General features: G+C 65.2%; 11 protein-coding genes. 8 read left to right on the top strand and 3 right to left on the bottom strand.

Going from position 1 to position 11,171, the window contains the following annotated elements:
* The 3 genes from VH499_RS13000 to VH499_RS12990 all read right to left on the bottom strand — a co-directional run.
* Positions 1–2,163, bottom strand: a 2,163-nt coding sequence (locus VH499_RS13000) for a xanthine dehydrogenase family protein molybdopterin-binding subunit (RefSeq protein WP_332053167.1), incomplete at its 3' end; no start/stop codon positions are given.
* Between the two features lie 102 nt (positions 2,164–2,265).
* Complete coding sequence (locus VH499_RS12995) at positions 2,266–2,904, bottom strand: NIPSNAP family protein (RefSeq protein ID WP_332053166.1); 639 nt, start codon at positions 2,902–2,904, stop codon at positions 2,266–2,268.
* A 24-nt stretch (positions 2,905–2,928) separates the two neighbouring features.
* A complete protein-coding gene (locus VH499_RS12990) occupies positions 2,929–4,113 on the bottom strand; it encodes a mandelate racemase/muconate lactonizing enzyme family protein (RefSeq protein ID WP_332053165.1) in 1,185 nt (394 codons plus the stop codon).
* A gap of 60 nt (positions 4,114–4,173) precedes the next feature.
* Between VH499_RS12990 and VH499_RS12985 the strand changes: the two genes are divergently transcribed.
* From VH499_RS12985 to VH499_RS12950, 8 genes are all read left to right on the top strand, one after another.
* On the top strand, positions 4,174–4,851 hold the full coding sequence (locus VH499_RS12985; protein ID WP_332053164.1) for a hypothetical protein: 678 nt from the start codon (positions 4,174–4,176) through the stop codon (positions 4,849–4,851).
* A 47-nt stretch (positions 4,852–4,898) separates the two neighbouring features.
* On the top strand, positions 4,899–5,750 hold the full coding sequence (locus VH499_RS12980; protein WP_332053163.1) for a protein-methionine-sulfoxide reductase heme-binding subunit MsrQ: 852 nt from the start codon (positions 4,899–4,901) through the stop codon (positions 5,748–5,750).
* A gap of 11 nt (positions 5,751–5,761) precedes the next feature.
* Positions 5,762–6,562: a molybdate ABC transporter substrate-binding protein gene (gene modA, locus VH499_RS12975; protein WP_332053162.1), complete on the top strand. Its 801-nt coding sequence runs from the start codon at positions 5,762–5,764 to the stop codon at positions 6,560–6,562.
* Positions 6,559–7,245: a molybdate ABC transporter permease subunit gene (modB, locus tag VH499_RS12970; protein WP_332053161.1), complete on the top strand. Its 687-nt coding sequence runs from the start codon at positions 6,559–6,561 to the stop codon at positions 7,243–7,245. The genes modA and modB overlap by 4 nt, the downstream gene beginning before the upstream one ends.
* Entirely contained in the window at positions 7,242–8,300 is a 1,059-nt protein-coding gene (modC, locus tag VH499_RS12965; protein ID WP_332053160.1) for a molybdenum ABC transporter ATP-binding protein, read from the top strand. The genes modB and modC overlap by 4 nt, the downstream gene beginning before the upstream one ends.
* 10 nt (positions 8,301–8,310) lie before the next feature.
* The gene (locus VH499_RS12960) at positions 8,311–8,661 is read left to right on the top strand and encodes a winged helix-turn-helix domain-containing protein (RefSeq protein WP_332053159.1); all 351 of its coding nucleotides are present in this window, start codon (positions 8,311–8,313) and stop codon (positions 8,659–8,661) included.
* 33 nt (positions 8,662–8,694) lie between these two features.
* Positions 8,695–9,774, top strand: coding sequence for a flavodoxin family protein (locus VH499_RS12955; protein ID WP_332053158.1), 1,080 nt, complete (start codon positions 8,695–8,697; stop codon positions 9,772–9,774).
* A 115-nt stretch (positions 9,775–9,889) separates the two neighbouring features.
* Complete coding sequence (locus VH499_RS12950) at positions 9,890–11,119, top strand: PLP-dependent aminotransferase family protein (protein WP_332053157.1); 1,230 nt, start codon at positions 9,890–9,892, stop codon at positions 11,117–11,119.
* Positions 11,120–11,171: the final 52 nt, after the last annotated feature.

The raw sequence follows: 11,171 nt of genomic DNA, 5'->3' as shown, positions 1-11,171 counted from the left end.
GCTCTGCACCGCGAAGACGGGCACATCCGAGGCGCGTGGCAGGGCATAGTCCATGTAGGAGCCGGTGAGCGGCTGTCCCTGCGCGTCATACACGGTGCGCTCGAAGATCGCCTGGCCGATGCCCTGCACCACGCCGCCATGAGCCTGGCCCTCGACCAGCATCGGATTGATGATCGTGCCGAAGTCGTTGACCATGAAGTAGCGCACGACGTCGACCTGGCCGGTCTCGCGATCGATCTCGACCTCGGCGACATGGCAGCCGTTGGGGAACGAGAAGGGCGGATTGTCCGAGATGTGGCTGACGTCGAGCGACTGCGGGATGTCCGCCGGCAGCTCGAGTCCCGAGCGAAGCTTCTCGGCCAGCTCCAGGATGCCGATGCCTCGGTCGGTTCCGGCGATGATGAAGCGGCCGCGCGAGAACTCGATGTCGACCGCCGACGCCTCGAGCACGTGGGCCGCAATCTGCCTGCCCTGCTCGATCAGCTTGTCGGCGGCCTCGATGAAGGCCTGGCTGCCGACCAGGGCCGACTTCGATCCACCGGTGCCGCCCCCGACCTTGAGCTGATCCGAGTCGCCCTGCAGCAGCCGGAAGCGGTCGAAGGGAATACCTGTCCTCTCGCTCAGCACCTGGGCGAAGGGCGTGGCATGGCCCTGGCCATAGTCCAGCGTGCCGCTCAGCATCGTCACGGTGCCGTCGTCCTCGAAGCGGATGCCGCCGTATTCCTTGCTGGGTGGTCCGGTCACTTCGAGATAGCAGCCGATACCGCGGCCGCGCATCTTGTTGCGCTTGGCGCTTTCCTGCTTGCGCCGCTCGAAACCATGCCAGTCGGCGGCGACCAGCGCCTTGTCGAGCACAGCGGTGAAGTCGCCGGAATCATAGTTCATGCCCGAGGGCGCCTTGTAGGGCATCTGTCGCGGCCGGATGTGGTTGCGCCGACGCAGCTCGACGCGGTCGACGCCCATCTCGCGCGCCGCCATGTCGATCAGCCGCTCCATGTAGTAGTTGCCTTCGGGCCGTCCGGCGCCGCGATAGGCGCCGACAGGTGTCGTATTGGTGAACACCACCTTGGAATTCACTTCCATCGCCGGCGTCTTGTAGACATCGATCAGGTTTTTCACGGCGTTCGTCGTCGCCGGCATCGGCGGATAAATGTAGGCACCGGCGTTGCCGTAACCCGTAAGCCGCACGGCGAGGAAGTTGCCTTCCTTGTCGAGTGCCAGCTCGGCGATGCGCTGATGATCGCGCCCGTGATGATCGCTCAAAAAGCTCTCCGAGCGCTCGTCCGTCCATTTCACGGCGCGGCCCAGGTGCTTCGAGGCGAGCAACAGGGGACCGTACTCCGGATAGACCTGCGACTTCATACCGAAGGAGCCGCCGACATTGCCGGTGAGCACGCGCACCTTTTCCGGCGGCACCTTCAGGACGTCGCGCGCCAGGCCGCCGCGCAAGCCCATCACGCCCTGACAGCCGACATGCAGCGTCCAGCGCTCGGACTCCGGATCGTAGCAGCCGATCGCCGAGCGCGGTTCCATGGCGTTGACGATGATGCGGTTGGAGACGATTTCCAGTCTCGTGACGTGAGCGGCCGCGGTGAAGGCCTTCTTCACCGCCTCGGCGTCACCGTAGTGGAAGTCGAGCGCCAGGTTGGCCGGCGCCTCGTCGTGGATCTGCGGCGCGTCGGGCTTCAGTGCTTCGACAGGCGTCGTAACGGCCGGCAACTCGTCGATGTCGAGCTCCACGGCTTCTGCGGCATCCTTGGCCTGGATTGCCGTCTCGGCCACGACGCAGGCGACCGGTTCACCGACAAAGCGCACCTTGTCGCTGGCAAGGCACGGCCGGGGTGGCGTTTTCATGGGCTTGCCGTCGCGATCCGCAATGTTCAGTGGGCATTTCAGCGACCCGAAACCCGCCGCCTCGAGATCGGCATGCGTCAACACCATCAGCACGCCTGGCATGGCGCGCGCGCCCTCGGCGTTGATGCCCCTGAGCCTGCCGTGCGCGATCCTGCTGCGCACCATCACGGCGTGGGCCTGACCCGGCAGATCGATGTCGTCGGTGTACCGGCCCTCGCCGCGCAGCAGCGCAGGATCCTCCTTGCGCGATACCGGCTGGCCGACGCCGAATTTCATCAAGGCAAGATCGCTGTCACTCAACGCGTCCATAAGCTACTCTCCTCACAGGAGCACGCCACTCCGGTGGCGCATTCATGAAGCGCCACTTCAGCGCGGAGGCTACTCCACGCGTGGTGGCACGCTGCCCCGATTTCATTTCAAGGGCGAATAGTTGGTCGGGATCAGCAGGGTCGAATGCATCTCGGCCAGTAACGCCGGTCCCTTGGCGAGATAGGCCTGCCAGTCGGGATCCTTCATCGCCGCGGCCCGCGCCTCGAAGCGCTCCTGCAGGTTCTTGTAGCGCCAGAGATGAATCCATTCGTTGGGCTGCGGGAACTCGCCGGTCCAGGCGCCCCAGATTGGCGAGTACTTGTCGCGCGCCGCGCGGACCTTCTTGAAATTCTCGCCGTATTGCTGGGCGCCACCGATGACGGTGCGATACATGCGCAGCTCATAGACGTTGCCTGCCGTGCCGTCCGACGGCCGTATATCGACGACGGCATTCATCACACGCAGATCCTGGCGCTGGATCAGCGGACGGATGACGGGAACGTAGCCTTCGATCCAGGGCTTGTGCCGGGAGAGATCGCCGCGCAGCCGCTCGCGATCGTTCAGGCTGTCGTACTGCCAGAGATGCCAGATCTGGTTCAGCGCGCCAAACTCCGCGGTCCAATAGCCGTGATTGACGCCGAAGTTGTTGCCGCGCGCCGGCCGGCCGATCGTTTCGGCCGCCTTCAGATACTCCGGCATCTTGCCCGGAAAAAGGGTGTAGCAGCGAAGCTCGTAGACCATGGGGTATCCTCTCAGGGATGCGGGTCAGGGATGCGGATTCTTGGGCGGATGCGCGCGCACCGCTTCCTCGTTGATGTCGGCGCCCCACCCGGGCCGGGTGGGCACAATCAACTCGCCATTCTGGATCACCGGCGGATGAGTCACCAGATCGTCCTTCCAGGGCACGTCGTCGATGTCGATTTCCATGATGCGGAAGTTCGGCATGGCCGCGCAGAGATTGGCGCTCATCAGGGTCGACATGTGGCCATAGAAATTGTGCGGCGCGCAGTTGATCTCGTACGGGTCGGCCATGGCCGCGATCTTCAGCGACTCCATCAGCCCGTTCCACGGCACGTCGATGATCGAGACGTCGACCGAACGGTGCTCGAAATAGGGGCGAAACTGCCGCCGTCCGAACAGCGACTCGCAGGAGGCGATCGGCATCGAAGCGCGGTCGCGGATCAACCGCAGCCCTTCGGGGTCGTAGGAATCGATCTCGAGCCAGAAAAGATTGAACGGCTCGCAGGCGCGCGCGACCTTGATGTAGCCCTCGGTCTTGAAGTTGAAGTTGGTGTCGAGAAGGATGCCCATGTCGGACCCGGCACCTTGTCGGAAGGCGGCGAGTCCTTCTGCGATGGCAGCAAGCGCGGCGCCATCGGCATTGAGTTCCGGTCCGCCGGCGCCGCGGCCGAAGCCCGGTTGATGCATGTTCGGCGGATCGAGATCGAAGCGGAAGATGTTGGTCTTGAGCGCCTTGAAGCCGCGCTCCTTCACGTGCTTGCCGAGCTTCACCAGGTCGTCGAGGGAGCGTACAGGCTCGACCTTCATCATGTCCGCGTTGCGAAAGCGGTAGCTGCCGCAATGTGACCAGTAGAGCGACAGGCGATCGCGCACCGGCCCGCCGAACAAGGCGTGGACCGGAATGCCCAAGGCCTTCGCCTTCACGTCGAGCAGCGCGTTCTCGATGGCGGCCATGGCCTGCTGGTTCATGCCGCCCGGCGCCTGGCGTGTGACGGCGTACAGGGTGGTCATGATGCGCTCGATCGGCCGCGGATCCTGGCCGATCAGGCCAGCCGCCATGCGGCGAATCACGGCGGTCAGGCCTGCGCTGCCATAGCCCTCGTTGTATTCCGACCAGCCGACCAGTCCGTCATCGGTGGTGATCTTCAGGAAGGAGAAGTCCCGCCAGCCCGCATCACAGTGCAAATCCTCGATCTTGGCAATTCTCATGCTGTTTCCTCCGCAACTGAAGCCAGCATAGACTGGAGCCACGCCACGGGGAGATGAAACATGGCGCTTCGCGGCAAGGGAATGCTGGTCGTGTTCGCCGAGGTGAAATCACGCGACGAGCGCGATTTCAACGAATGGTACAACCGCGAGCATATCGACGAGCGGGTCAATCTGCCGGGCTTCCATCGAGCGCGGCGCTACGTCGCGGTGCGCGGCTCGCCGAAATATCTCGCCACCTACGAATGCGACAGCGTGAACGACCTCGCGACGCCGGGCTATCTCGCCCTGCTTGCCAATCAGACGCCTTGGACCCAGGCGGTGATGGCGCGCTTCACGCATTTCAATCGCCTGACGATGCGCATGCAGATCGACCTGACGCACGGTATCGGCGGTGCGGTCACGATCGTGCGCTTCGTACCGGAGCCCGCGCGGCGGCGTGAGTTGATCAAATGGTTGCGCGAAACGGCGCTGCCGCGCGCCATCAAGCGGGCCGGCATGCTGGGTGCGGCGATAGGCGAGAACGACCTGGAGATCGCCAATGCCCCGGTGCAGCAAAAGAGCATGGATCATCCCAGGGCCGATGAAGCCGAATGGGTGGTGCTCCTCGAAGGCGCCGAGGCGGCCGCCACCAGCGCCGCGGCCCGGCTCCTGTTCAAGGCGACGGCACTCAAGCCGTTCGGCGTCGAGGCAGCGCCGACAATCGGCACATATCGGCTTCTTTATGGCAACCAGCGCTAACGCAAGTTTGACCTGTCAGTGAGCCTTCGAATCCCTAAGTTGAGGTCGTGTCCACCCAACGGCTGATCTTCTGGCTGCGCCAGGCGACACTGGTCCTGCTGTGCCTGCCGGCGCTCCATCTCGCCTGGCGCTGGTACACCGACGATCTCGGCGCGCGCCCCGTCACCGAAGCCACGCACGTCACCGGCGACTGGACCATAGTGTTCCTGCTCTGCTCGCTGGCGCTGACGCCTGCGCGCGCCACCTTCGACTGGATGCCGCTGGTTCAGATCCGCCGGCGCATCGGCGTCGCGGCCGCGCTCTACGCTGGCCTCCACTTCATGATCTACGTCGCCGACCAGAAGTGGAACCTGATCGTGGTGGCGCTGGAAATCGCGAAGCGCTTCTACCTGACGATCGGCTTCGCGACGCTGCTGATGCTGGTGGCGCTCGCCGTCACCTCGACCAATGGCTGGCAGCGCCGGCTGAAGCGGAACTGGAAGCGCCTGCACTGGCTGATCTATCCGGCCGCGGTGCTGGCGATCTTGCACTTCTTCATCCAGTCCAAGGCCAACGTCGGCGAGCCGACGGTGGCGGCCGGCCTGTTCGCCTGGCTCATGATCTGGCGTCTGATGCCCGCGAAACTGCGCACCCGTTTCCTCGGCCTGTCTCTTCTGGCTATTGGCGCGACGCTTGCGGCCTTTCTGTTCGAAGTCGGATGGTACGGGATCGTAAACCACATCAGCCCGCTGCGTCTCCTCGACGCCGACATCGATCCCGAGCTTTTCCCGCGGCCGATCCACAAGGTGCTGATCGTATCGCTCGGCGCGATCGCGCTTGTCGCCGCCCGCCGTGGCACGGTCCTGCTGAAACGCCACTGGACGCGCCGATATATCCAGACGACTATACCGACCTCGTAGAGGAGGTTGGCATGGATCTGTTGAGACGCCGCACCTGGCTCGGCCTGGTCCTGGCATCGGCGGCTGTACCGCTTTCCGCGGCGCGGGCGCAGGGGGCGGACCTGGTGATTTTCGCCGCCGCGAGCCTCAAGAATGCACTCGACGAGATCGCGACGGAGTGGGCCAAGGCCACCGGCAAGCCGACGCCCAGGATCTCCTATGCGGCAAGCTCGGCGCTGGCCAAGCAGATGGAACAGGGCGCGCCGGCCGATCTCTTCATATCGGCCGATCTCGACTGGATGGACTATGTCGAAAAGAAGGGGCTGATCCGGCCCGAGACGCGCGTGAACCTGCTCGGCAACAAGATCGTCCTGATCGCACCGCGCGATTCGACGACCACGATCGACGTGAGGCCGGGTTTCGACCTCGCCAAGGTGCTGGGCGACGGCAAGCTTGCCATGGCCAATGTCGACGCCGTGCCCGCCGGCAAGTACGGCAAAGCGGCCCTGCAGAAGCTCGGCGCCTGGGACAGCGTGAAGGACAGGATCGCCCAGGCCGACAACGTGCGAGCGGCCCTCGTGCTGGTCGCTCGCGGCGAGGCACCATTCGGCATCGTCTACAGTACCGATGCCGCCGTCGAACCGACCGTCAAGATCGTCGGCACCTTCCCCGAAGACTCGCACAAACCGATCATCTATCCGGCCGCCTTGACCAAGGATGCCAAATCGGCCGACGCGGCGCCGTTTCTTGCCCGTCTTAAGGGCCCGCAAGCCGGGTCCGCTTTCGAGAAGCAGGGCTTCACGGTACTGGTGAAGTCCAACTCGGCCACATGACGGCAGAAGAATGGACGGCGGTGCGACTGAGCCTGCTGGTCGCCGTCACCGCAACCGCCGCCAGCTTGCCGCTGGGCGTTGCCGCCGCCTGGCTGCTGGCGCGCGGGCGCTTCTGGGGCAAGAGCCTGGTCGACACGGTCGTACACCTGCCGTTGATCCTGCCGCCCGTCGTGACCGGTTATCTGCTGCTGATCCTGTTCGGCAAGCGCGGGCCGATCGGCGAATTCCTGAACGACGCCTTCGGCATCGTCTTCGCCTTCCGGTGGACGGGCGCGGCGCTCGCCTGCGCGGTGATGGGCTTTCCCCTGATGGTGCGCGCCATCCGGCTGTCTATCGAAGCCGTCGATACAAGGCTGGAAAGCGCCGCGGGAACGCTTGGCGCCCATCCGTTCCTCGTGTTCGCGACCATCACCTTGCCGCTCTGCCTGCCGGGCGTGATCGCGGGAGCAATCCTCTGCTTTGCCAAATCCATGGGCGAGTTCGGCGCCACCATCACCTTCGTCTCCAACATCCCCGGCGAGACCCAGACCCTGCCCTCGGCCATCTACACCCTCACCCAAGTGCCCGGCGGCGATGCCGGCGCGCTGCGGCTGACCATGATATCGGTCGTGATCTCCATGGCCGCCCTGCTGGGCTCCGAGCTGCTGGCGCGCCGCCTCGGTGCCCGCCGTGTCGCAACATGAGCCTCGACGTCGATATCGAACATCGGCACGGCACCTTCCGGCTCTCCGCCCGCTTCGTCTCGCAGCCGGGCGTGACGGCTTTGTTCGGTCGCTCGGGCTCGGGCAAGACGACGCTGGTCAACATCGTGGGCGGCCTCATCAGGCCCGAACATGGTCGGGTGACGGTCGACGGCAAGGTGCTGGTCGACACCGAGCGCCGCCTGTTCGTTCCGAAGCACCGTCGCTGTATCGGCTATGTGTTCCAGGACAGCCGCCTCTTTCCCCATCTCAGCGTGCGCCAGAACCTGCTCTATGGCCGCTGGTTCAGCCACGGCAATGCTGGCGCCGTCGCGGACTTCGGCTCGGTCGTCGACCTCCTGGGCATCGGCCCCCTGCTTGAACGCCGGCCGCTATCGCTGTCGGGCGGCGAGAAGCAGCGCGTCGCGATCGGCCGGGCTCTGCTCGCCCATCCCCGGCTGCTGCTGATGGACGAGCCGCTCGCCTCGCTCGACGAAGCACGGCGCGCCGAGATCCTGCCCTATATCGAGCGGCTGCGGGACAAGGCGGGTGTGCCGATCCTCTATGTCAGCCACTCCGTGGCCGAGGTCGCACGACTCGCGACCACGGTCGTGATCCTGGCGGACGGCAAGGTCACGGCTGTCGGGCCGGTGCTCGACATCCTGCCGCTGGCCGATGCGAGTGACGGCGGCAGCGTGCTCGACGCCGTGGTCGCGCGGCACGACGAGCAGTTCCAGCTCACCATACTGGCCTCGGTTGCCGGCGAATTGCAGGTGCCGCGGCTGTCGGCGCCGTCCGGCGCGCCCGTCCGCGCCTATATCCGCGCACGCGATGTCATGCTGTCGCTGCATCCGCCGCAAGAGATCAGCGCGCTCAATGTGCTGGCGGGAAAGGTCGGTCAGATCACACCGGCCGGCGCGCAAGCCGATATCCGCCTCGACTGCAACGGCGCCACCCTGATGGCCCGGCTGACGGCCAAGTCGGTGCAGCGCCTTGCGCTGGCGCCGGGCCGGCCGGTCTACGCCGTGATCAAGAGCGTTTCGTTCGAGCGCAGCTAGGAGTCTTGTGATGCCGCATCTCAGCATCAGGATCGACTTCGACGACGAGGGCCGGCTCGGCCCGGGCAAGGTGATGCTCCTCGAGCGCATCGCCCGGGAAGGCTCGATCTCCGCCGCCGGCCGGTCGATGAACATGTCCTACAAGCGCGCCTGGGAGCTGGTGGCCGAAATCAATCGCAGCTTCGAGAAGCCGCTGGTGACCGCCCAGACGGGAGGCCGGGCGGGCGGCGGCGCGACGCTCACCGAGCGCGGCCAGCAACTGATCCGTCACTACCGCGCCATCGAGCGCAAGGCGCTGTCGGCCACCGCGGCCCATCTCAAGGCCCTGCAGGCGATTTCCCGCAGCCCCAGGCGCGGCTAGGCGTTATCCCTTCCCGTGCCAAGGGAGAACGCCATGGCCAGGATCAAGGTCCGCAAGGGCATGCCGAGCGTCACGCTCGACAAGGCCGCGTTCGCCGACCGCCTGCGGCGGCGTTTCTACGATCCGGCGTTCGATTCCCTGCAGGTCGAGATCGACAGGATCATCGATGCGGCATGGGATGCCTATGACCACAGCCGGAAGGCGCCGCGCACCCGGCGCGCCGGTTCCGGCTATGCCGACCCGGGCTACGAACTGTCGGTGGAATGGACAGCCACGCGCGACGCCGTGGCGCGGGCCGAACGGAGGCAAAAGTCCGCCGCCTCCCGATCGCGCATCCTCCTGATCAGCGGCTCGCCGCGCAGCGACCAGACCTGTCCGGGCGAAATCTCGAAGACCTATCGGCTGGTGAAGATCGCTGAAGAAGTCTTCAGGACCGAGCGTGGCTTCGAGATCGAGCTGCTCGACCTCAGTAACCTCACCTCCGAGTACGGCCGCCAGATCCATCCCTGCAAAGGATGCGTGTCGACAGCGATGCCGCTCTGCCACTGGCCCTGCTCCTGCTATCCCAATCACGCGCTCGGCCAGGTCAACGACTGGATGGCCGACATCTATCCGATGTGGGCGGCCGCACACGGCATCATGATCGTGACCCCGGTTCACTGGTACCAGGCGCCGACCACGCTCAAATCGATGATCGACCGCCTTGTTTGTGCCGATGGCGGCAATCCCGATCCCAGCTCGACCGGCGGCAAGGACCCACGGAAGGCGAAGGACCTCGAGATGAAAGGCTGGACCTATCCCCGCCATCTCGCCGGCCGGGTCTTTTCGGTGGTGGTGCACGGGGACGCTGCGGGCGCGGAGACTTTGCGGCGCTCGCTCAGCGACTGGCTTTCCGACATCGGCATGATCGGTGCCGGCCACAAAGCCGAGATCGACCGCTATATCGGCTACTACGAGCCTTATGCCAGCAGCCACCTGGCACTCGATCGCGACACGGCCTTGCAGGAGGAAGCGCGCAATGCGGCGCGCGCCCTGGTGCAAGCCGTCAAGCTCCTGCGCCGCGGTGAACTCGAGCAGCCCGATGCGCGGGTGAAGGATCCTCGGCCCAAATGAGTCGAGGACAGAGCGCACGTTCGTTCCGCGCCGTGGCTCCAACCGGCCAAAAAAGTTGCGAATCGTGTGGTCTTGCCTCAGCAATGCGAAAGCCCAGCACGCTCGGGGAACTGCCATGACCGCACCATTCGATTTCGCGCCATTGCTAGCGCCCGGCACGCCCGCGCCGGCCGTCAAATGGAACGGATTCCCGAGATACAATTTTATCGGCGGCCACAACGACGCCAGGCACGTGCCGGTAGATGCGCTGATCGAGGCGGCAACGACAGTGCTGAAGCGCGAGGGCGCCACGCTCGCCACCTACGGGCTGAACAGCGGGCCGCTCGGCTACCGGCCGCTGCGCGAGTTCCTGGCCGGAAAGCTCAAGGGGCATGCCGGGATCGCGTGCTCACCGGACGAGATCCTGATCACGTCGGGCTCGATGCAGGGACTGGAGCTGGTCAACAGCCTGCTGGTGGCAAAGGGCGACACGGTGCTGATCGAGCAGGAGACCTATGGCGGCGCACTCACCAAGCTCGCCAGGATCGGCGTCAATGTGGTCGGCATCCCGCTCGACGCCGAAGGGCTGCGGCTCGACGTGCTGAGGCAGAAGCTCGGGGAGCTACGGCACAAGGGCATCAAGCCGAAATACATCTACACCATTCCGACAGTGCAGAATCCAACCGGCGCCATCATGGGCGAGGCGCGGCGCAAGGACTTGATCGAGCTTGCGGCCGATCACGGCGTGATGATCTTCGAGGACGAATGCTATTCGGATCTGGTGTGGAACGGCAAACGACCGAAGTCGCTTTACGCGCTCGCCAACGGCGAAGGCGTGATCCATGTCGGCTCCTTCTCCAAGTCGATCGCGCCCGCGTTGCGGGTGGGCTACATCGTCGCCAAATGGGAGGTGCTGTCGCGCATCCTCGCCCTCAAGCAGGACGCCGGCTCGGGCGCGCTGGAGCAGATGGTGTTGGCGGAATTCTGCACCAGGCATTTCGCCGACCATGTTCCCCGGCTCAGCAAGGCGCTGCACGCCAAGCTTCAAGTCCTGCGCGAAGCGCTGGCCGAGCAGTTCGGCACCGTCGCCGAGTTCGGCGATCCGCCGGGCGGCATTTATCTGTGGATCAAGCTGCCCGACAATGTCGACACGGTGAGGCTTGCTCAGGCAGCGCTGGCCGCGGGCGTTTCGCTCAATCCCGGCGCCGAATGGTCGACCGACAAGAACTATGCCAAATGCCGGCTGCGTCTCTGCTTCGCCAATCCCGAAGCCGAGACGATCCGCAAGGGCGTCGAGGTTCTGGCCGAGGTCTGCCGGCGCGAGTTCGGCGTCCCCCTGCGCAGCGCCAATGTGGACAACCGATAGGCTTTCCTGCTGAACAAACTGGTGTCAACCCAAGGCGAAGCCGAAGGATCTT

Origin of the sequence: Reyranella sp., from assembly GCF_036558665.1 — a bacterium.
In the GTDB taxonomy this organism is placed as follows: domain Bacteria; phylum Pseudomonadota; class Alphaproteobacteria; order Reyranellales; family Reyranellaceae; genus Reyranella.
Note: the sequence above shows the minus strand (reverse complement) of the source record. Positions and strands in the feature narration are given on the sequence as shown.